At 66.3% G+C, this 20722-nt stretch carries 20 protein-coding genes; 12 read left to right on the forward strand and 8 right to left on the reverse strand.

Going from position 1 to position 20722, the window contains the following annotated elements; translation table 11 throughout:
- Nucleotides 1-75 precede the first annotated feature (75 nt).
- Complete coding sequence (locus tag A5740_RS08615) at nt 76-531, reverse strand: PPOX class F420-dependent oxidoreductase (protein WP_076193175.1); 456 nt, start codon at nt 529-531, stop codon at nt 76-78.
- A 9-nt stretch (nt 532-540) separates the two neighbouring features.
- On the reverse strand, nt 541-1107 hold the full coding sequence (locus tag A5740_RS08620) for a hypothetical protein (protein ID WP_254849121.1): 567 nt from the start codon (nt 1105-1107) through the stop codon (nt 541-543).
- 145 nt (nt 1108-1252) lie between these two features.
- Here A5740_RS08620 and A5740_RS08625 point away from each other — a divergent pair, with 145 nt between their 5' ends.
- From A5740_RS08625 to A5740_RS08650, 7 genes are read left to right on the forward strand one after another with little or no spacing between them, the layout of a single operon-like run.
- A complete protein-coding gene (locus tag A5740_RS08625) occupies nt 1253-1471 on the forward strand; it encodes a hypothetical protein (RefSeq protein ID WP_076193316.1) in 219 nt (72 codons plus the stop codon).
- Nucleotides 1472-1506: 35 nt separating this feature from the next.
- Nucleotides 1507-2289 (forward strand): DUF427 domain-containing protein, encoded by a 783-nt coding sequence (locus A5740_RS08630; protein ID WP_076193179.1) that lies wholly within the window; start codon nt 1507-1509, stop codon nt 2287-2289.
- Nucleotides 2290-2340: 51 nt separating this feature from the next.
- Nucleotides 2341-4167, forward strand: a complete 1827-nt coding sequence (locus A5740_RS08635; RefSeq protein ID WP_076193180.1) for a hypothetical protein — start codon at nt 2341-2343, stop codon at nt 4165-4167.
- Between the two features lie 2 nt (nt 4168-4169).
- A complete protein-coding gene (locus A5740_RS28710) occupies nt 4170-4334 on the forward strand; it encodes a hypothetical protein (RefSeq protein WP_175616200.1) in 165 nt (54 codons plus the stop codon).
- Entirely contained in the window at nt 4331-4762 is a 432-nt protein-coding gene (locus tag A5740_RS08640; RefSeq protein WP_076193182.1) for a hypothetical protein, read from the forward strand. Before A5740_RS28710 ends, A5740_RS08640 begins: the two co-directional genes overlap by 4 nt.
- Nucleotides 4759-6045, forward strand: coding sequence for a hypothetical protein (locus tag A5740_RS08645; protein ID WP_076193184.1), 1287 nt, complete (start codon nt 4759-4761; stop codon nt 6043-6045). Before A5740_RS08640 ends, A5740_RS08645 begins: the two co-directional genes overlap by 4 nt.
- A 10-nt stretch (nt 6046-6055) precedes the next feature.
- Nucleotides 6056-6625, forward strand: a complete 570-nt coding sequence (locus tag A5740_RS08650; RefSeq protein WP_076193186.1) for an isochorismatase family protein — start codon at nt 6056-6058, stop codon at nt 6623-6625.
- On the opposite strand, the gene A5740_RS08655 is transcribed toward A5740_RS08650, so the two are convergent.
- Nucleotides 6618-7433: an enoyl-CoA hydratase/isomerase family protein gene (locus tag A5740_RS08655; RefSeq protein WP_076193187.1), complete on the reverse strand. Its 816-nt coding sequence runs from the start codon at nt 7431-7433 to the stop codon at nt 6618-6620. The two genes, A5740_RS08650 and A5740_RS08655, sit on opposite strands and share 8 nt — an antisense overlap.
- A gap of 65 nt (nt 7434-7498) precedes the next feature.
- Here A5740_RS08655 and glgX point away from each other — a divergent pair, with 65 nt between their 5' ends.
- Complete coding sequence (gene glgX, locus A5740_RS08660; protein WP_254849122.1) at nt 7499-9649, forward strand: glycogen debranching protein GlgX; 2151 nt, start codon at nt 7499-7501, stop codon at nt 9647-9649.
- Between the two features lie 334 nt (nt 9650-9983).
- Entirely contained in the window at nt 9984-10763 is a 780-nt protein-coding gene (locus A5740_RS08665) for a GntR family transcriptional regulator (RefSeq protein ID WP_076193189.1), read from the forward strand.
- A gap of 32 nt (nt 10764-10795) precedes the next feature.
- On the opposite strand, the gene A5740_RS08670 is transcribed toward A5740_RS08665, so the two are convergent.
- Both A5740_RS08670 and A5740_RS08675 read right to left on the reverse strand, forming a co-directional pair.
- On the reverse strand, nt 10796-11476 hold the full coding sequence (locus tag A5740_RS08670; protein ID WP_076193190.1) for a phosphonatase-like hydrolase: 681 nt from the start codon (nt 11474-11476) through the stop codon (nt 10796-10798).
- 42 nt (nt 11477-11518) lie between these two features.
- Nucleotides 11519-12661 carry a TIGR03364 family FAD-dependent oxidoreductase gene (locus tag A5740_RS08675; RefSeq protein WP_076193192.1) on the reverse strand — a complete coding sequence of 381 codons (1143 nt, stop codon included), beginning with the start codon at nt 12659-12661 and terminating at the stop codon, nt 11519-11521.
- A gap of 161 nt (nt 12662-12822) precedes the next feature.
- Between A5740_RS08675 and A5740_RS08680 the strand changes: the two genes are divergently transcribed.
- Both A5740_RS08680 and A5740_RS08685 read left to right on the forward strand, forming a co-directional pair.
- The gene (locus A5740_RS08680) at nt 12823-13980 is read left to right on the forward strand and encodes an acyl-CoA dehydrogenase family protein (protein ID WP_076193194.1); all 1158 of its coding nucleotides are present in this window, start codon (nt 12823-12825) and stop codon (nt 13978-13980) included.
- 8 nt (nt 13981-13988) lie between these two features.
- Complete coding sequence (locus A5740_RS08685; protein WP_076193196.1) at nt 13989-15098, forward strand: acyl-CoA dehydrogenase family protein; 1110 nt, start codon at nt 13989-13991, stop codon at nt 15096-15098.
- Here A5740_RS08685 and A5740_RS08690 read toward each other — a convergent pair.
- The 3 genes from A5740_RS08690 to treS form a co-directional block, all read right to left on the reverse strand.
- A complete protein-coding gene (locus A5740_RS08690; RefSeq protein WP_139335017.1) occupies nt 15048-16508 on the reverse strand; it encodes an MFS transporter in 1461 nt (486 codons plus the stop codon). The two genes, A5740_RS08685 and A5740_RS08690, sit on opposite strands and share 51 nt — an antisense overlap.
- Nucleotides 16509-16914: 406 nt before the next feature.
- On the reverse strand, nt 16915-18237 hold the full coding sequence (locus A5740_RS08695) for a maltokinase (protein ID WP_076193198.1): 1323 nt from the start codon (nt 18235-18237) through the stop codon (nt 16915-16917).
- Entirely contained in the window at nt 18234-20006 is a 1773-nt protein-coding gene (gene treS, locus A5740_RS08700; protein ID WP_076193200.1) for a maltose alpha-D-glucosyltransferase, read from the reverse strand. The genes A5740_RS08695 and treS overlap by 4 nt, the downstream gene beginning before the upstream one ends.
- Before the next feature lie 284 nt (nt 20007-20290).
- On the opposite strand from treS, the gene A5740_RS08705 reads away from it, so the two are divergent.
- Nucleotides 20291-20680: a hypothetical protein gene (locus tag A5740_RS08705; protein WP_076193202.1), complete on the forward strand. Its 390-nt coding sequence runs from the start codon at nt 20291-20293 to the stop codon at nt 20678-20680.
- Nucleotides 20681-20722 lie beyond the last annotated feature (42 nt).

The raw sequence follows: 20722 nt of genomic DNA on the forward strand, positions 1-20722 counted from the left end.
GTCGTTTCCGAACCCTCTGGACATGTGTCCAGACTATAGTTTGACCTGCTAGTGGACGCAACGCGTGGGCAGTGCTCAGGCCGGCGGGAAGCCGCCCGTGGCCACCGGACCCCAGCCGGTAGGCGTGATCCGAATCAGGCATTTGCCCTGGTCGACCATCGCCTGTCGGTACTCATCCCAGTCCGGGTGCTCACCGGCGACCGCCCGGAAGTAGTCGACCAGCGGCTCCACCGCGTCGGGCAGTCCGATCACCTCGGCGTCGCCGTCGACGTGCACATACGGCCCGTTGAACTCATCGGACAGCACGGTGACGCTCGCCCGGGGCGTACGACGGAGATTGGCCGCCTTCGCCCGCTGCGGATAGCTGGCGATCACGATGCGGCCCTGCTCGTCCACCCCGCCCGTCACGGGCGAGGTCTGCAGCGAGCCGTCCGCGCGGAACGTCGTGAGCACCATGTGATGCCTCGGCCGCATGAAGTCCAGGAGTTCGTCGATCCCGACGGTGTCGGCGGTCGCATATTTTCGGGCCATGATTCGACGTTAGCCGGGCAGCACGAACGCGAACGGCCGCGGGAATCCCAGCCCGGTCAGCCGTGCGCCGCGCACGGCCTCGAGCTCTACCGGCAGCACCTTGCCTGACGACGGTTCGTAGCACTGCAGGACCTCGCGGCACTCGCCGACGATCAACACCCAGTGCCGCGGGATGCCGCGCTCACCGATCAGCATGGCCACCGGCCACTCCTCGGCAACGGCGCGACGCACATCCGACAACGTGTCGCGCGCACCGCGGAAGTGGCGCCACCGGTATGCCACACCACGTTTCGCACTGTGCTCGGTGAGAGCACGGGCCATACCCGCCGGTGTGGTCCCGAGTCGGCGGGGCCAGATCCGGTTGACCAGACCGTGGATTCGGCCCTGCTCGGCGGCGAACCAGATATCGCCGTCGGGGGTCAGCAACTCCGCGCGGTATACGGGGTCCAGCATGGCGCCGGCCACCACCGCGACCGTCGGGCCACACGTGACCCCGTCGCGCTGCCGTAGCCGTAACGCCGCCAGTTTCCCTGGCTTCACACAGATCCGGTCATCTTGGCGCTCAATTCCTGCCATCGGAACTAAACCCTGTGAGCTGCCGGTTTGAACCGACATATCGCAGCGTAGCGAATTCCAGAAATGAGGACATCCAGTGCGAAATACCGAAAAGTCACGAATCCTCGTCGCCACTCTCGGCGGTCTGGCGGCCGCCGTCATCGGCATGGCCGGGCCGGCCGGCGCCGCTCCCAGCGGATCGGGCAATGCCGAGCAGACCATCAAGCAGTTGCAGTCCCAGGGCTACGCGGTGGTCGTCAACCGCCTCGGCGCAACACCGTTGGATCAGGCCACGGTCGTGGCCGTGCGACCCGGGCCGAGCTACAGCCGCACCGACACGCTGAGCGCGGTCACCCAACGCACCGTATATGTCGACGTCAAGTAGGAGACAACGACGGATTCGCAGTCGATAATGGCCCGATGGCGGTGAAGATGGCCGATCTGTTGGGCAGCCGGCTCGGTTCCCTGCGATATCAGGCCACCCCCAAGCGAATTCGAGTCTGCCTCGGTGGCGAACCGGTGGCCGACACCACCGACGCGCTCCTGGTGTGGGAGCCGCGCCGGGTGGTGCCGACGTACGCCGTGCCACGTTCGGCGCTGACCGCGCAACTGGTTCCGGCGGGCGGGGACGTCGGGGACGACGAGATCCCCGGCTTCCTCGATCCGTCGATCCCATTCACTGCGCACACGTGCCCGGGAACGGCGTTCGATGTCATCGCCGGTGACGAGACGGGCGCGGCCGCCGCGTATCAACCCGACGACGCCGATCTGGCCGGTTATCTGATCCTGGATTTCGCATCCTTCGAATGGCGCGAGGAGGACGAGTCGATCGTCGCCCATCCGCACGACCCGTTCCACCGGATCGACATCCGGCGCAGTCGACGACGCATCCGCATCGAGCTCGAGGGCCAGGTTCTGGCCGAATCATCCCATCCCGCATTGTTGTTCGAGACCGGACTACGCACCCGCTACTACCTGCCGCGGGAGGATGTCGTCACCAGGCTGCACCTGAGCGAGACCGTCACGTACTGCGCGTACAAGGGTCGGGCCACCTACTACTCGCTGCCGGGCGGGCCGGCCGACCTGGCCTGGTCGTACCACGAACCCCTCGTCGAGGCGGAGCCCATCCGCGACCGGGTCTGTTTCTTCGACGAGCGGGTCGACGTCTTCATCGAGGGCGAACGCCTGTTTCTGCCCGCCTAGTTCTGGCAACATCACTGATCGAACACTCAGTCGGTTCGATCGGGGGTCACGATGAGCTCGTCCGATGTCACGCTCACCGCGGCCGCGGGCACCGAGGGCGGCGGCGCCGCGCTCGACCAGGTGATCGGCATGTCGGTGGCCGCGACGATCGTCACCGTCGCGCTGCTGTGGATCGGCTACCTGCACCGCAACCGCCGTATCACGTGGCTGAACGACTTCGCCGAACGGTTGGGCCGCAAGTTCCACCGGCCGCCGTGGGTGGCGCTGCAGGTGTTTCTGTTCACCGCGACCATCATCTGCGCGTTGTTCGGTTTCATCTGGGATGTCAGCCTGCACATCGGCAAGGGACGCGACGCGGGCCCACTGGCGAACCCGGCGCACTACTTCATCCTGATCGGCCTGTTCCTGCTGTTCATCGCCGGTTCGATGGCCATCGTCCTGCCCTACGACAAGCCCGGCCCGGCAGCCCTCCGGATCACCCGCAGCTGGTACGCCCCGGTGGGTGGCGTCCTGATGGCGGCCTGCGGGCTGTACGCGCTCATCGGTTTCCCGCTCGACGACATCTGGCACCGCATCTTCGGCCAAGATGTCACGCTTTGGGGGCCAACGCATTTGATGCTGATCGGCGGCGCCGGGCTGTCTCTGATCGCGGTGCTGCTGCTCGAACATGAAGGCCGGGTGGCGATGGGCCCGGACGCCGGCGAGGACACCAAGTTCAACCGGTTCCTCTATTACCTGTCGTTCGGCGGTCTGTTCATCGGGCTCTCGGTGTTCCAGATCGAGTACGACTTCGGCGTCGAGCAGTTCCGTTTGGTGCTGCAACCCATGATGATCGCCGCAGCGGCCGCACTTGCCGCCGTCGCCGCCCGGCTCGTACTCGGCCCGGGTGGCGCGCTGATCGGGGCCGCCTTCGCCATCGTGCTGCGCGGGGCGGTCGCCGTCATCGTCGGGCCGGTTCTCGGCGCCCCGACCAGTTGGTTCGCGCTCTACCTGGGGCCCGCGCTGGTGGTCGAGCTCATCGCCCTGACCCCATTGATCAAGCGGCCCATCCTGTTTGGTGCGATCGGTGGTGTCGGCGTGGCCACCGTCGGGCTGTGGCTGGAGTCGTTCTGGATCGGCGCGGTCTATCACTATCCGTGGCCCACGAGCATGTGGGGTGAGGCGTTGGCCATGGCGATCCCGGTGGCCGTCGCCATGGGGATGTGTGGCGCGCTGCTGGCGTTGGTGCTCAACGGCCAACCGCTGCCGCGGCCTGCCGCAGGCATCTCCATCGTGGTGATCACGGTCCTGGTGATCGGCGGTGCCGTGGCCAACGGGCTGCGCACCGAGGTGCCGGAGAACGCCCGCGCCACAATCACGTTGACCGACCTTCCGGAACATAACGGCCACCGCATGGTCTCGGCCGACGTCCAGATCACCCCGAGCGATCTGGTGAGCGACAACCCGGAGTGGGTGTCGATCCTGGCCTGGCAGGGTGGCCTGGCGAATCAGCACGGGCTGGTGATCGACCGGCTGGAGAACGTCGGGCCCGGGCATTACCGCTCGACGCAACCGATCCCGGTGTCGGGAAGCTGGAAGACCTTGCTGCGGGTACAAGACGGCACCACCATGGCCGGGGTACCGATCTACCTACCTGCCGATCCGGGGATCGGCGCCACCGAGACCCCGGCGTTGGCGTCCAGCGACCGGGAGTTCGTGCAGGAGATCACGATCCTGCAGCGCGAACGGAACTTGAACCATCCGGCCTGGCTGTACAACGTGGCTTCGCTGGTGGTCCTGGTGTGCACCTTGATCCTGATCGCCGGACTGAGTTGGGGCGCGGGCCGGATCAATGCCAAGGAGTTGGCCTCCGGCCGGGAACCCGCTGGACAGACATGACGGTGAGTCAGGTTCAGTACCAGGCCGATCACACGTTGTTGCTGGCGTTGCCGGCCTTCGCCCCGGCCGTCGTCGTGGTGGGCGTCGTGGTGTACGTCGCCATGCGGGACCGGCGCCGCGGTCGAGATGAAGAGTCGGACACCTCAAGCGAAGATGGTTCACCGTGATCAACCTCAAAAGCAGTGTCATCGTTGTGGCGTCCGCTCTCGCGCTGGTGACGGCGGGGTGTGGCGGCTCGAAAACCGCCGAGAATGCCGATGGTTCGGGCAGTCCCACGGCAACCACGATCAGCCCGTCGGACATGACCGATGAGCAGCAGGGTCCGCCCCGCCTCCTCATCGACGTCACGATCAAGGGCGGTGAGGTGACCCCCACCAACGAGCGGCTGCAGGGCAAGGTCGGCCAGCCGATCGTGGTGCGGGTCAACAGCGACGCCGACGACGAACTGCATGTGCACTCCAACCCTGAGCACAGCTTCAAGGTCGAGCCGCGTGACGGCCAGCAGTTCCAGTTCACGGTCGACGTGCCCGGCGTGGTGGACATCGAGCTGCATCACGCCAACCGCACGATCGCCAGCGTGCAAGTGCAGCAGTGACGCCCGAGTCGACCGCGGTCCTGGCCCATGGTCTGGGCGGCTCGACTGACCTGCCGATTCCCTACACGTACGCGCTGATCGGCGCGGCGTGGACGTTGACGTTCACCTTTGCGGTCGTGGCGTTGGCCTGGCGCCGGCCCCGGTTTGATCCGGGCAAACCCGGTGTGGCGCTGCCGTCCTGGGTGACGTCGGTGGTCGACTCCGCGGTGACCCGGTGGGCGGTCAGCCTGCTCGCACTCGCCGTCGTCGGGTGGGTGGCATTCACCGCGGTCACCCGGGCGCCGAACGCCAATCCGCTGCCCGGGGTCTTCTACGTGCTGCTGTGGGTGGGTGTGGTGGCAGCCTCGGTGTTGTTCGGACCGGTATGGCGGCTGATCTCACCGGTGCGGGCGCTGTACCGATTCGTCCCGGGAACGGGCCGGCTGGCCTACCCGGAGCGGCTCGGCTACTGGCCGGCGGCCGTCGGGCTGTTCGCGTTCGTGTGGTTGGAACTGGCCAGCCCGGATCCGGGATCGCTTGCCGCCATTCGCAACTGGCTCCTGATCTACCTCGTGGTGACGTTGGCCGGTGCGGTGTGTTGCGGGCCGCGCTGGCTGGAGAGCGCCGACCCGTTCGAGGTGTACAGCATGGCCGCCTCGAAGCTCTCGCCGCTGCGCCGCCATGACGGGCGGTTCGTGATCGGCAACCCGTTCGATCACCTGCCGTCGCTACCGGTGCGCTCTGGGCTGGTGGCACTGCTGGCGGTGTTGCTGGGTTCGACCGCGTTCGACAGCTTCTCGGCAATGCCCCAGTGGCGCAATTTCGTCGACGCGCACTCCGGGTCCGCGGTCGAGGCCAGCCTGATCCGCACCGCGGGACTGCTGGTGTTCGCCACCACGGTGGCGGTCACCTTCTGGGCGGCCACCCGCACCACCGGCGGGGTCGATCGCCGGTTACGACGCGAGCTACCCGGACTGATGGCGCATTCCCTGGTGCCGATCGTCATCGGCTACGTGTTCGCGCACTATCTGTCCTACCTGGTGGAGCGCGGGCAGCAGACGGTGATCCTGCTGTTCGGGCTGCACGATCTGCAGGTGAGCTATTTCCTCTCGGCGCACCCCTCAGTGTTGGCCACGCTCAAGGTCGGGTTCGTGTTGGCCGGTCATGTCGCCGGGGTGATCGCGGCGCACGACCGTGCCCTTCGCCTGTTGCCGAAGCAGCATCAGCTCACCGGGCAGCTCGCGACGATGCTGGTGATGGTCGGCTATACCTTCACCGGGCTTTACCTGCTGTTCGGCGGGTAGCCTCGGGGGCATGCAGAGGTCCAGGCAGACCCGCGCGCTCATCATCGTCGACGTGCAGAACGATTTCTGCGAGGGCGGCTCGCTGGCGGTCTCGGGCGGTTCGGCCGTGGCGCAGGGCATCACCGATCTGCTGGCCACCGACCACGGCTACGACCACGTGGTGGCCACCAAGGATTTCCACATCGATCCGGGCGACCATTTCTCGGAGACTCCCGACTACCGCACGTCCTGGCCACGGCACTGCGTCGCCGAGACGACCGGCGCGGATTTCCACCCCGATCTCGACCCCGCCCCGGTCGAGGCAGTGTTCGAGAAGGGGCATTACTCGGCGGCCTACAGCGGGTTCGAGGGAATCGACGATACGGGGACGACGCTGACGGATTGGCTGGGCCAACGGAACGCCGCGGCCGTCGACGTGGTGGGCATCGCCACCGATTACTGCGTCGCGGCCACGGCTGCCGACGCCGTCAAGGCCGGGTTGCGAACCCGGGTGTTGACCGCCCTGACGGCCGGGGTGGCGCCCGAGAGTTCTGCGGCCGCCTTGGCCGAATTACGTTCGGCCGGGGTGGAAATCAGCTAGTCGGGTCGACGGGACGGCCGGTCCAATGTGGTTCGCGCCGTTCGACGTAGGCCCGCACGCCTTCGCGGGCGTCGTCGTGTGCCATCAACCGCAGGTGGATCTGAGTCTCCCGGGCGCCGACTGCGCCCCGGTCGAGGTCGTAGGAGTCCCACAGCAACCGCTTGCTGGCCGCTACCGACATCGGCGCGGTGTTGACGGCGATGTCCGTGGCGAGTTCCAGCGCTGCCGGCAGCACCTGCTCGGCAGGTAACGCGCGACTGCCCAGACCGAGTTCCACGGCGCGGTGGCCGTCGAACGTGGTCCCGGCCAACAGGATCTCCGCTGCGTTGGCCAGGCCCACGAGCCGTGGCAACACCCAATGCGAGTAGGCGTCCCCCACCATGCCGCGACGGACCTGCACCACGCCGTAGCGGGCGTCGGCGGCGAAAAACCGGATGTCGCACTGCAATGCCAGGGTGAGCCCGATGCCGATGGCGTGTCCGTTGACCGCCGCGATCACCGGCTTGGACAGGTCCCAGGCCGGGGCGGCCAGACCGGCCGCGCTGAACTGCTCACCGGGTCCGGTGAAGGTGTGCTCGCCGGCGCCGAGGTCGGCTCCGGCGCAGAACGCGGGCGGGGCACCGGTCAGCACGATCACCCGAATCGCGTCGTCGCCGTCGCACCGCGTGTACGCGTCGGCCAGCTCCTCGCGCATTCCGCCACCGAACGCATTGCGTTGCTGCGGCCGGTCCAAGGTGATGGTCGCCACCGCCCCGTCGACGGTGACCCGCAGCGTCCGGTAGTCCGGCAGATCAGACGTACTGCCCACGGTTGCCCAACGTACCGCTGCTCATTCGCCGGGCCGCAGTCCGCCGAGCGCCGTATGGTCGATTTGTGACCGCCGTGGAACGAACCGACGAAAATGCCCTGGAAATCTGGCGTGGCAAGGCCTACCCGCTGGGTGCCACCTACGACGGCTCGGGCACGAACTTCGCGCTGTTCAGCGAGGTCGCCGAACGCGTCGAACTGTGCCTGTTCGACACCGACGAGTCCGGTGCCCAGCACGAGACCCGTTTGCCGCTGCCCGAGGTGGACGGATTCGTCTGGCATGGGTTCATTCCCGGGATCGAGCCGGGCCAACGCTACGGCTACCGGGTGTACGGGCCCTACGACCCGGCCGCCGGACATCGGTGCAACCCGAACAAGCTCGTGCTGGACCCGTACGCCAAGGCCATCGACGGCACCTTCGACTGGAATCAGTCACTGTTCAGCTACACCTTCGGCGATCCGGACACCCGTAACGACGACGATTCCGCGCCCAGCATGCCCAAGTCCGTGGTGATCAACCCGTACTTCGACTGGGGTGTGGACCGACCGCCCGGTCACGAATACGCCGACACCGTCATCTACGAGGCGCACGTCAAAGGGCTCACGCAGACCCATCCCGACATCCCGGAGAACATCCGCGGCACGTACGCCGGCGTCGCGCACCCGGTGATCATCGAGCACCTGAAGGCGCTGGGGGTCAACGCGGTCGAGCTGATGCCCGTGCACCACTTCGCGAACGACTCGACCTTGATCGACAAGGGTTTGTCGAACTACTGGGGCTACAACACCATCGGGTTCCTGGCGCCCGACGCCAAGTACAGTTCGAGCTCGACCGCGGGCGGTCAGGTGCAGGAGTTCAAGGCCATGGTGCGGGCCCTGCACGAGGCCGAGATCGAGGTGATCCTCGATGTGGTCTACAACCACACGGCCGAGGGCAATCACATGGGTCCGACGCTGTCGATGCGCGGCATCGACAATGCCGCCTATTACCGGTTGGTCGACGACGACAAGCAGTACTACATGGATTACACCGGCACCGGCAACAGTCTCAACGTCGGACATCCGCACGCACTGCAACTGATCATGGACTCGCTGCGCTACTGGGTGCTCGAGATGCACGTCGACGGGTTCCGGTTCGACCTGGCCGCCACGCTGGCCCGCGAGTTCTACGATGTGGACCGACTGAGCACATTTTTCGAACTGGTGCAACAGGATCCGGTCGTCAGCCAGGTCAAACTGATCGCCGAACCGTGGGACGTCGGGCCCGGCGGCTACCAGGTGGGCAACTTTCCTCCGCAATGGACAGAGTGGAACGGCAAATACCGTGACACCGTGCGTGACTACTGGCGTGGCGAGCCGGCCACACTCGATGAGTTCGCCTCCCGGCTGACCGGTTCGGCCGACCTCTACGAGCAGACCGGCAGACGACCGTTCGCCTCGATCAACTTCGTCACCGCCCATGACGGTTTCACGTTGCGTGACCTGGTGTCCTACAACGAGAAACACAATGAGGCCAACGGCGAGGACAACCGCGATGGGGAGAGCAACAACAAGTCGTGGAACTGCGGCGCCGAAGGGCCCTCCGACGATCCCGCCGTCAACGACTTACGGGCTCGTCAACAACGTAATTTCCTGACCACTCTGCTGCTCTCCCAGGGTGTTCCGATGATCTCGCACGGCGACGAGCTGGGTCGCACGCAGCGCGGAAACAACAACGTGTACTGCCAGGACAACGACATCTCCTGGATCGACTGGGCCAGTGCCGACACGGATCTGATCGAGTTCACCCGTTCGGTGTCGGCGTTGCGCGCCGCGCACCCGGTGTTCCGGCGCCGCCGGTTCTTCGACGGCCGACCGGTCCGCGAGGCGGGGGCGGCGGTGTTGCCCGACATCGCCTGGTTCGCCCCCGACGGATCGGACATGACGACAGAGGACTGGGAGACCGGGTACGCGAAGTCGGTGGCGGTCTATCTGAACGGGCAGGGTATCGCCGATCTCGACATGCGCGGTCAGCGCGTCGTCGACGACTCGTTCCTGCTGTGCTTCAACGCGCATCACGAACCGATCGAGTTTGCTTTACCACCGGCACAATTCGCGGCGCGATGGGTTCCGGCGATCAGCACGTCGGCAAACTCGAGCGCGGACCCGATCGCCGCCGGCGACACGGTCAGCGTCGACGCCCGCGCGGTGCTTGTCCTCCACGCCGAATCAGATTGAGCGTCAATTCGAAGCGTTGCTCATCGCGTCGATCCGCCTGCCGTAACCAGGAAGTCTGGTACCTTGAACATGTAGCAGCCGTGGCCGCCTCAGTAGACGTTGAGCGCTAGTTCGATGTCACCGGCCGGGCGGGCCGGCGGGTACGAGCCGAAGAGCGGCGGCAACTACCCTGCGGCCACGGCTGCGGCTTCTCAGCGGGTTTGCCGCGTGCGCCGCCTTCCCGATTCATTCGGTGTTCACCTGACTGCCACTCGCTCGCCTCGCGGAGGCTGGTGCCGTAACCGGGTTCTTTAGAATCGGACATCAACCCGTGAGTCGAACGGAGGTTTCGGCCGTGACTGAGCCGCGTTACGAGATCGTTGCGCGTGAACTGCGGCTGCAGATCCTGCGCCGGGAGTACGCCGTCGGCGACTCACTGCCGAGCGAGAGCATGCTGTGTGCACAATTCGGGGTGTCACGGGGTCCGGTCCGACAGGCACTGGCCATGCTGAAGAACGAGGGGATGGTCTCGGTGTCGCGGGGAAAGCCCGCCGTGGTGCGAAGCTTCGACGCCACCCAGACACTCGACACCTTCACCCCGTTCACCCAGTGGGCGCGCCTGACCGGGCGCACCGCGGGGAGCCGCACGGTAGAGATCGCTCGCCGCAGAGTGTCCGAACCCGCCCGTACCGCACTGGGTCTGACCGAGGGCGACTTCGTCGTCGAGCTTCTGCGGCTGCGCCTGCTCGACGGTGAACCGACGATGCTGGAACGGGCCACGTACACCGAGGAGGTCGGCTCGTTGTTGTTCGATTTCGACACCGACTCGGGTTCGATCACCGACTATCTCACCTCCAACGGGGTGCGATTCGATTCGATGAGGCATGTGCTCGACGCGGTGGCGGCCGACGCGGTGGACAGTGAGACTCTCGAAATCGATACCGGTGCGCCCCTTCTGCGGGAGCGACGGTGCTCGTGGAATTCCGCCGGAGAAGCGTTCGAGTACGCGGATGACCGCTATCGCCCCGACCGGGTTGCCTTCAGCATCATCAACTCACGCACCATCGACCCGCGCGACGCGATGGCCGCGACGGGTCGAGGGCTCGGCCTCACTCGGCCGCGGGCAGATCGGTAATCGTCGAAAACGGTGGCTGTGCAGCCGGATCATCAGCCCAAGGTGTCGAGCAGTGCCGGCAGGTCGGCCACACTGTCGATCACGTGGGTGGCGCCGGCGGCCCGCAACTGATCGTCGTGGTGTGCGCCGGTCCGCACCCCGACCACGGCAAGGGCGCCGGCGCGCACCCCGCTCAGTACATCCGAGGCGGTGTCGCCGACCACGACCATCTCGCGCACCGAGTCGGTCCCGGTGCGGATCAGAGCGGCCAGCGGCATGTCGGGGTATGGCCGCCCCCGCAGGCCGTCCCCCGGGCACAACACGATGTCGGCGACCTCGTTCCAGCCGAGGGTGTCGATGATCGCCTGTTGCGTCTCATGAGCGAAGCCGGTTGTGAGCGCTGCCTTTATCCCCCGCCCCCGCAGGTTGGCGATGACCGTGGTCGCACCCGGGATTTCACTGCACCGCCCCTGGGCGACCAGTCCGGCGTAACCGGCCTCGAAGGCCTTGTTCGCGGCCTGCGCCTGCTCCTCGTTACCGCCACTGAGATGCCGGAACACCTCGATCTTCGATTGGCCCATGGTTTCGGTGACGTAGCGCAGCATGTCGTCTCGCTCCGCGGGAGTACCGGAGAGCCCGGCATGGTCGTCGGCCATCAGGAAGGCCTGTTGCACCAGCCCACTGTCTTCGACGGTGGTTCCGGCCATGTCGAACACGACCAGTTGAACTGACATCAGTTTTCTCCTTGGGGTGAGTTGGTTTGTCGGACAGAGAATTCAGACTTCGACCGGGATGCCATCGTGGTTCAGCGAACGTTCGACGCTTTCGGCGGCCAGCCCCATCGACGTGGTCATGCCGATCCCGGTCGTCACGGTGGCGACGTGCACGCCCGGCATCGGCTCCTCGATGAGAAACTCCTTGTCGGGAGCAGACGAGTAGACCCCTTGCCAGCGTTCGGTCACCGTCACCGGAACCCCGAACAGCGCCTCGGCCGCATCGATCAGCGCTGCGAATCCCCGTTCGGATTGGAACGGGGAGGTCGAGGTGTCCCTGGCATGGGTATCGCCGATGAGGATCGTGCCGTCGGGCTGGGGTGTGTACATCTGGTGCAGATCGAGTTCGGCATAGTCCGGGTATTGCCGGTGGAGCCGTTGCAGCACAGCCGGTTTGGCTGTCAACTGGTCGAATGCGGAGTATCGCACCATGGACCAGCCGGTGAACAACGGTGTCGGGAGTGCAAAGCGCAACGGCATCCGGGCCCGCAGCATGTGCAGTCGGCAGCGTTGCAGTCGGTCACGGTCGGCGTAACCGGGGAACAACCGGTCCACGTCGACATTGACCGCGACGAAGATCCACTCGGCTGCCACGTCGCCACGCGATGTGTGTACCACTCCGGGATCGAAGCCGACCGCGGCTGTGCGCCAGTGGAAGTCGACACCGACGCTGTCGAGCCAGTCGGCGATGGCGGGAGCCGCCGTCCGCGGATCGACTTGAAGGTCGTCGCGCATGTGCATCCCGCCGGTGACACCCTCGTCGCGGATCGGCAACCGCGCCAGGATCGCGCGACGGTCGAGAAGTTCCACTTCCTCCGGCCCGCGCAGTGCGGCGAACTCCTCCATGAGGGCCAGCTCGTCGTCATGCCGGGCTACGCACAGTGTGCCGGGCTCGGCGGCCCAGAATCCGGCGCTGCGCGCCAGGTCGAGCCAGTGCGCCCGGCCGGCGCGGGCATACCGCAGCGCCGGACCCGATTGGGCGGTGATGCAAGCGTGGCCGAAATTCTGCACTGAGGCCCCGACGACCCGGTCGGCTTGTTCGATCACCGCAACGGACAAGCCGTGGCGCACGGCGTGGTAGGCGTGGGCCAGGCCGACGATGCCGGCTCCGACGACAACGACGTCGTAGCGCTTGAGGGTTTGCATGCCGTCAAGAATGGCCCCGGTCCTGCTTGCTTATCAATACATGTTGGGTTAATTCCAGACTAATAACTATAAGTATGGGTGTTGCTCGCGTTCGCCCCTCCCGATCCCCAACCAACCGGGTGGTTTAGTGTGCAGTCAGATCCACCGAGAGGGAGACGGTCATGCAACTGGCGCTCACACCGGAGGAAGCAGCTTTCCGCGACGAGCTGCGCACCTTCTACACCACGAAGATCCCCGCCGAGATCCGGGAACGGAACCGGCTGGGCCTGCCGCTCGGCAAAGACGCCATCGTCTCGGCGCACAAGATCCTGCACGAGCACGGCCTGGCTGTGCCCAATTGGCCCGTCGAATGGGGCGGCAAGGACTGGACGCCCAACCAGCACCAGATCTGGCTCGACGAGATGCAGTTGGCGAGCGTTCCGGAACCGCTGACCTTCAATGCCCGGATGGTGGGCCCGGTGATCGCCGAGTTCGGTTCACAGGAGGTCAAGGAACGCTTCCTGCCGCCGACCGCGGCGCTGGACATCTGGTGGTGCCAGGGCTTCTCCGAGCCCGAGGCCGGGTCCGACCTGGCGTCGCTGCGCACCACCGCGCTCCGCGACGGTGACAGCTACGTCGTCAACGGTCAGAAGACCTGGACCACACTGGGCCAGCACGCCGACTGGATCTTCTGCCTGGTGCGCACCGACCCACAGGCCCCCAAGAAGCAGGCCGGTATCTCGTTCCTGCTGATCGACATGAACACGCCCGGCATCACACTGCGCCCGATCAAGCTCATCGACGGCAGCGTCGAGGTCAACGAGGTGTTCTTCGAGGACGTCCGGGTCCCCGCCGACCAGCTCGTCGGCGAGGAGAACCAGGGCTGGACCTACGCCAAGTTCCTGCTCGGCAACGAGCGCACCGGCATCGCCCAGGTGGCGCGCACCAAGGTGCGCCTCGCCGAGGTGAAGGAACGTGCCACCGCCAACGGTCTGATCGCCGACCCGCTGTTCGCCGCCCGGCTGGCCGAGGCCGAAAACGACGTGCTGGCACTGGAACTCACACAGATGAGGGTCACCTCCGATTCGGCCGACGGTAAGCCGAGCCCGGCGTCCTCGGTGCTCAAGCTGCGCGGCAGCCAGCTGCAGCAGATCGCCACCGAGCTCCTGGTCGAGGTGGCCGGCGCCGACGCGCTGCCGTACGAGGCCGGCGACATCGCCTCACCGGACTGGGCCCAGCACGCCGCCCCGCACTACCTCAACTACCGCAAGACCTCGATCTACGGCGGTAGCAACGAGGTGCAACGCACCATCATCGCGTCCACCATTCTCGGATTGTGAGTTGAGCCATGGACTTTCAGCTGACCGACGAACAGAACCTGCTGGCCGACACCACCCGTGACCTGCTGAGCGGCTACGACACCGAAAAGCGGAACAAGGTGGTGGAAACCGAGCCCGGATTCGACCGCCAGGTGTGGGGACAGCTCGCCGAGATCGGGGTTCTGGGCCTGGGTTTCGACGAGGACTCCGGTGGCCAGATCGAGATCATGGTGGTGCTCAACGAAATCGGGCGCCGGCTGGCCCCCGAGCCGGTACTGCACGGTGCTCTCGGCCCCGGCGCGATCATCGCTGAGGTCGGCACCGACGCCCAGCGTGCCCTCCTCGACGAGGTCGCCTCCGGTGAGCGGATCCTGGCCTTCGCCCACACCGAGCCTGGCGTCCGCGGGGCGTCCGGTGTGACGACCACCGCGACGCGCAGCGGCGACGGCTGGACGCTGACCGGCACCAAGAACCCGGTGCTCGCCGGCGATGTCGCCGACACCCTGATCGTCACTGCGGCCCTGCCCGATGGTGGCACCGGCCTGTTCCTCGTCGACGCCGCAAACGTGAGCCGCCAGGGCTACCGCACCTTCGACGGCCAGCGCGGCGCGCAGATCACCCTCGATGCCACGGCTGCCGAGCCGCTCGGTGAGGCCGTCGACGCCGACGCTGCCGGTGCCGCGATCGCCAATGCGCTGGTGCGGATCTCGGCGGGTCTGTGTGCCGAGGCGGTCGGCGCGATGGACGAATCGCTGCGCCTGACCACCGATTACCTCAAGTCCCGCAAGCAGTTCGGCGTCACCTTGAGCAAGTTCCAGACACTGACGCAACGCGCTGCCGACATGTACATGTCGCTGGAGCTGGCCCGCAGCATGGGCACCTACGCGGCGATGTCGATTGCCGACGAACGGGTCGATCCGGTGATTGCGGCACGGGCCAAGCTTCAGATCGGACGCTCGGGGCGACATATCGCGCAGGAGTCGATCCAGCTGCACGGCGGTATCGGCGTCACCGCCGAGTACCCCATCGGCCATTACGCCGCCCGGCTGACCGCCATCGAGCACACCCTGGGTACGTCCGCCGAACAGCTAGCGACCCTGGCCGGCCAGTTGAGCAGCTACGAGATCGCCACGCTCTGACCCGGACCGCCCGGCCGGTTCTCGCGGTATCGCCAGCGCCATGAGTGCGGCGCCGGCGGCGGCGGCCGCGGCGATCAGCAGCGCGACGCGGAAGCCGGCCGGCGAGGGCAGCACCTGCCCGGCCACGGTAAGCGTCATCTGGGCCAGCACTGCGGTCATCACCGCGCTCGACGTCGAGGTGCCCAGGGAGCGGGCCAGTGAGTTGATGCTGTTGGCCGAGGCGGTTTCGGCGACCGGGACCGCGGCATTGATCAATGCCGGCAGGGCCGCGAAGGCGAACCCGACCCCGAAGCTGACGATCAGGCCCAGCACCATCACGCCGAGGGCGCTGCCGAGCAACAGCATGCCGGACAGATAGCCCGCGGCGATGATCGCGCTGCCGATCACCAGCACGATCTTCGGGCCGCGCGCAGCCACCACCCGGGCCGCGACGGGTGCGGCTGCCATCATCGCCAGACCGCCGGGCGCCATCCACAGACCGGTGGCGATCATGCTCTGCCCCAGGCCGTACCCGGTGTCGCGGGGCATCTCCAGCAGTTGCGGACCCACCAGCGACAGCGCGAACATGCCGAAACCCACCGCGATGGACGCCAGATTCGTCAGCAACACCGGGCGCTTCAGGGTCGTACGCATGTCCACGATCGGCGACGGCACGCGGTACTGCCACCAGGTGAACAAGGTCAAGGTCACCGCCGCGCCCGCGAACAGTCCAAGGGTGGTGGCGCTGCTCCAACCCCACATCCCGCCCTTGGAGATCGGAAGTAACAACAGCACCAGGCCGATTCCCAAGGTGAGGGCGCCGAACGGATCGAAGCGGTGATCGGCGGACAGCGGTTCGAGGTGGGGCACCAACAGGACGAACAGGATGCCCGAGGCCAGGCCGAGCGCGGCGGCACACCAGAACAGCGCGTGCCAATTGAGCTGCTCGGCGATCACCGCGGACAACGGCAGACCCAAGGCGCCGCCGACCCCCAGCGACGCGCTCATCAAGCCCATCGCCGAGGCCACCCGTTCGGGCGGCAGGGCGGCGCGAAGCACACTGATGCCCAGCGGGATGACCGGGGCACCGAACCCCTGCAACCCGCGGCCGATGATCAGTGGGATCAGCGAGGTGGTCAGCGCCGCGATGATCGAGCCGGTGAACAGAAGCGCAGCGCACAGCACGAGAATCCACTTGGGGCCGTACATGTCTGACAGACGGCCCAGCATGGGCGTGGCGACGGCACCGGTGAGCAGGGTCGCGGTGATCGCCCACGAGGCGTTGGCCGCGCTGGTGTCCAGCAGAGCGGGCAGTTGCGGGATCAACGGGATGATCAGCGTCTGCATCAGGGAGACGCTGATACCCGCTGCCGCGAGTACGGCGATCAGCAGTCCACCGGACGCCGATCGCTGCACATGCTGTTCAGGCATCCCCAGAAGATAATTGATTAGCGTTCCTATCTGAGCCGGCGCCTGCACAGTGGCGCCCGGGTGGGGTGCCGATCTGCCCGCCTAGCAGCGACTTTTCAGCGACAATCGCCACATCGGCACCATAGGTACCGTGCGCCCCGACGCTGGTCACCACTCACGTCACTCCAATGCCAAATGCCCCATTGGTCACGGATTGTGCGTTGTCCAGCTATCAGCGACGGAGTCGCTCGCATGCGGGCGCTGGACAGCTGATGTTCATGAGGCCAGAGGTGCCCTTGTGTCAAAAACGGCGAGCGACAATGGGATTGGTGAGACGCCACGATACCGGTGTGCCGATTGTCGCTCGATTGTCGCTACTAGGCGGGCACGTCGGACACCCCGCCGAAATCCGTGACCGATGCGATTCTCAGCCGATCAGCCGGGCCACCGAGGCCAGCGGGACGGGCAACCAACTCGGCCGGTACCGGGCCTCGTAGGCCGCCTCGTACACGGCCTTGTCCAACTCGTAGGCCGCCAGCAGCGCGGCATGGTCGCGCGGATCGCTACCGGCCACGGCGGCGTAGCCGTCACAGAAGGCCGCGCTGTTGCGGTCGGCCCACTCGCGAGCCCGGGCGGCCAACTGCCGGGCCCGGTCATCGTCGGTGGCCAGGTCCACCAGGCGCGCGTACGCCGCGTACTCGAAGGACCGCACCATGCCCGCGACGTCGCGGATTGGGGAGTCCGGACTGCGGCGCAGCTGCAACGGCTGGCCGGGCTCACCCTCGAAGTCGATCAGCAGCCAGTGTTCGGGGGTGCGCAACACCTGACCGAGGTGCAGGTCACCATGTACCCGCTGCACCCGCACCTGCTCGTCGGCCAGCTTCCGGTAGCGGTCTTCGATCAATGAAACATGTTCGCGCAGTTCAGGAACCGCCTCGGCGGCAGTGGCCAGCCGCGCGGACATGAGCTCGGCGGGGAACGGTGCCGACTCAGTGCCGAGCTGCTCGGCCAGGCAAATGTGCACCGAGGCCACCGCCTCCCCCAACCGATACGACTCGGCGGCGAAATCCCCGCCGACCTCGTCGGCATACAAGTCGCCCTCGGCGAACAGATCGCGGGTGCTGGCGGTGGCCATATCCCAACCCTCGGCAGAGTTCGCCGCGAACTCGGTGACCATCCCCAACGCGAACGGCTCGCCGTCCCAGTCGATCTCGACCGACCCGAGCAATCTGGCCACGTGCGGATTGCCGGCGCGCGCCAATACCCGGTTGAGTTCGATGTCTGGGTTGATGCCCGGGGTGATCCGGCGGAACACCTTGAACACGGCGTCCTGACCGAACACCACGCTCGTGTTGCTCTGCTCGGCCGCCGACACCCGCGGCGGGGCGTCCAGCGGCAAGGTGGCCTCGGGTTCCCTGGTACACCGCAACTCGCCCACGGTGGCCGACCGGTCGACCATCTGCAGCAGATACCGCGTCGCCTCGGGGTCATAGAGTGCGTCGAAAGCGGTCCGGCCCTCGACGCTGTCGATCGTGGCCACCGAGCTGTACTCGTCGATCGGGTCGGCGTCCCACTTCACCAGCACCTGGTACCGCTCTGCGGTGCCGTCGGCGTAGGAAACGTCCAGCAGGTTCAGTTCCAGATCGTCACCCAGACCGAGGACCAGACCCGGTGTGGCGGAAGCCAACTCACGGCCGCGACCGGCATACCAGCGCTGCTGGGTCAGCCATTCACCGAATTCGATACTCATTGCTGTCCGGCCTCCTGCTCGGGCTCGCGGAGCTCGAACCAATAGAAACCATGCCCCGGCAGGGTCAGCAGGTACGGCAGCTGGCCGATGCTGGGGAACTCCACGTATCCCGACATCTCGATGGGCGTATACCCGCACCACTCTTGCAGATTCAGTTCGATCGGCTGCGGGAATCTCGACAGGTTGTTCACGCAGAGGACGGCGTCCCCACGGTCCCCGCCGTCCTCCTCAAGCTGACGGATATAGGCCAGCACCGACGGGTTGGAGCCACCGAGCTCCCGGAATGTGCCCACTGCGAACGCATCGTGTCGCCCCCGCACCGACAGCATGTTGCGGGTCCAGTTCAGCAGCGACGTCGAACTGTCTCGCTGCGCTTCGACATTGACCGACTGGTATCCGTACACCGCATCCTGATTCGGCGGTAGATAGAGCCGGCCGGGGTTAGCTTTGGAGAACCCGGTGTTGCGATCGGGGGTCCACTGCATCGGGGTGCGCACACTGTCGCGGTCACCGAGCCAGATGATGTCGCCCATGCCGATCTCGTCGCCGTAGTACAGCACCGGAGAACCGGGAAGCGACAGCAGCAGTGCGGTGAAGAGCTCGATCTGGTTGCGGTCGTTCTCCAACAGGGGGGCCAGCCGGCGGCGGATCCCCACGTTGGCCTTCATACGCGGATCCTTGGCGTACTCGGCGTACATGTAGTCCCGCTCGTCGTCGGTGACCATCTCCAACGTCAACTCGTCGTGGTTGCGTAGGAAGATGCCCCACTGCGCCATGTCGGGAATCGGCGGCGTCTGGGCCAGGATCTCCGAGATCGGGAATCGCGATTCCCGTCGCACCGCCATGAAGATCCGTGGCATCAGCGGGAAGTGGAACGCCATGTGGCATTCGTCGCCGCCGGTCTTCGGATCTCCGAAGTACTCCACAACATCGGCCGGCCACTGGTTGGCCTCAGCCAGCAGCACCCGGCCGGGGAACTCGTCATCGACCACCTTGCGGCACCGCTTCAAAAAGGCATGGGTCTCCGGCAAGTTCTCGCAGTTGGTGCCTTCGCGTTCGAACAGGTAGGGCACCGCGTCCAACCGGAAGCCGTCGATTCCGAGGTCCAGCCAGAACCGCAGGACATCGATCATCGCTTCCTGCACGGCCGGATTCTCGTAGTTCAGATCGGGCTGGTGGCTGAAGAAGCGGTGCCAATAGAACTGCCGGCGCACCGGGTCGAAGGTCCAGTTGGACTCCTCGGTGTCGACGAAGATGATCCGCGCGTCGGCATAGCGGTCACTGGTGTCGCTCCACACGTAGAAGTCGCCGTACGGTCCGTCGGGGTTGTGGCGCGACTCCTGGAACCAGGCGTGGGAGTCCGAGGTGTGGTTCATCACCAGGTCGGTGATGACCCGAATACCACGTCGATGTGCCCCGTCCAATAGCGTCACGAAATCCTCGACGGTGCCGAACTCGGGCAGCACTTTGTAGAAGTCGCGGATGTCGTAGCCGCCGTCGCGCAGCGGCGAATCGTAGAACGGCGGCAGCCAGAGGCAGTCCACGCCCAGCCATTTGAGGTAGTCGAGTTGTTGGGTCAGGCCTTGCAGATCGCCGATGCCGTCGGCGTTGGAGTCGTAGAACGCGCGCACCAGCACCTCGTAGAACACCGCATGCTTGAACCAGTCACGGTCGGTCGGCAGGGTCCTGGCATGCACGAAGTCCTCGGCGGCCGGATGCTCGACCACCGCGCGAGGGTCTTGACCGTTGTCCGCTTGCACGTTGTCCATCAGGCTCCCAACGTACCCACTTCGGCAGTACTCGACACCCGGACGAGACCGCACACTCCGAAAGGTTCCTGCAGCAACGTGATTCGCCGGTCGGGACGTGTTTGCGGGAAAACTAACGGTTGAATAAGAGACCGGGACGGGTTACGTTTTTCCCGCATTTGATCTCCTCGTCGGCTATGGGCCGGCGATCACGAACATTCGACGAGGGATGGCCTGTGGGTGAGTCCGCACCAAATGACGGTGAAGCACCAGTAATCGTTGGACTGTCCGATGCGGCGATGCACATGTACATCGCCGCCATCGACGCACTACCTCCCGTCGGGGACCCGGAGTACGCCGATCGCGCGGGGCTCGTCCTCAGCGGTCTGCGCAAGCTGCAGACCTCGCTGTCGGAGGCCGCCGGCCGCAGCCGGGTCACCCCGTCGGTCATCGTCGCGCTCAGCGGTGTGCGCCACCGCTACGACGAGTTGATGACGACGGCGTCCGAGGGGCCCGGCGCCACGCTCGGTCAGCGTCTCTACGTCGCACGCAACCGCGCGAAGCTGTCCACCCAGGAAGCCGCCAACGGCGTCGGGCTGCGCAAGGATCTGATCGAGGCCGTCGAGGCCGAGGAGCCCGCGACCGAGTCCGAGACCGCTCAGATCAAGGATCTGATCGCCGCGCTCGGCGGCTGAGCCGGCGAGACGGCTCGGCGGATAGCCGGCGATAGGGTCACA

This window comes from Mycobacterium sp. GA-1841 (assembly GCF_001954135.1).
Lineage (GTDB): Bacteria > Actinomycetota > Actinomycetes > Mycobacteriales > Mycobacteriaceae > Mycobacterium.

Coding starts and splice junctions, on each gene's coding strand:
- A5740_RS08620 (WP_254849121.1), bottom strand. CDS start 1,107: ATGGCAGGAATTGAGCGCCAAGATGACCGGATCTGTGTGAAGCCAGGG.
- A5740_RS08695 (WP_076193198.1), bottom strand. CDS start 18,237: ATGAGTATCGAATTCGGTGAATGGCTGACCCAGCAGCGCTGGTATGCC.
- A5740_RS08685 (WP_076193196.1), top strand. CDS start 13,989: ATGGACTTTCAGCTGACCGACGAACAGAACCTGCTGGCCGACACCACC.
- A5740_RS08680 (WP_076193194.1), top strand. CDS start 12,823: ATGCAACTGGCGCTCACACCGGAGGAAGCAGCTTTCCGCGACGAGCTG.
- treS (WP_076193200.1), bottom strand. CDS start 20,006: ATGGACAACGTGCAAGCGGACAACGGTCAAGACCCTCGCGCGGTGGTC.
- A5740_RS08635 (WP_076193180.1), top strand. CDS start 2,341: ATGAGCTCGTCCGATGTCACGCTCACCGCGGCCGCGGGCACCGAGGGC.
- A5740_RS08675 (WP_076193192.1), bottom strand. CDS start 12,661: ATGCAAACCCTCAAGCGCTACGACGTCGTTGTCGTCGGAGCCGGCATC.
- A5740_RS08630 (WP_076193179.1), top strand. CDS start 1,507: ATGGCGGTGAAGATGGCCGATCTGTTGGGCAGCCGGCTCGGTTCCCTG.
- A5740_RS08705 (WP_076193202.1), top strand. CDS start 20,291: ATGTACATCGCCGCCATCGACGCACTACCTCCCGTCGGGGACCCGGAG.
- A5740_RS08690 (WP_139335017.1), bottom strand. CDS start 16,508: ATGCCTGAACAGCATGTGCAGCGATCGGCGTCCGGTGGACTGCTGATC.
- A5740_RS08650 (WP_076193186.1), top strand. CDS start 6,056: ATGCAGAGGTCCAGGCAGACCCGCGCGCTCATCATCGTCGACGTGCAG.
- A5740_RS08670 (WP_076193190.1), bottom strand. CDS start 11,476: ATGTCAGTTCAACTGGTCGTGTTCGACATGGCCGGAACCACCGTCGAA.
- A5740_RS08615 (WP_076193175.1), bottom strand. CDS start 531: ATGGCCCGAAAATATGCGACCGCCGACACCGTCGGGATCGACGAACTC.
- A5740_RS08625 (WP_076193316.1), top strand. CDS start 1,253: ATGGCCGGGCCGGCCGGCGCCGCTCCCAGCGGATCGGGCAATGCCGAG.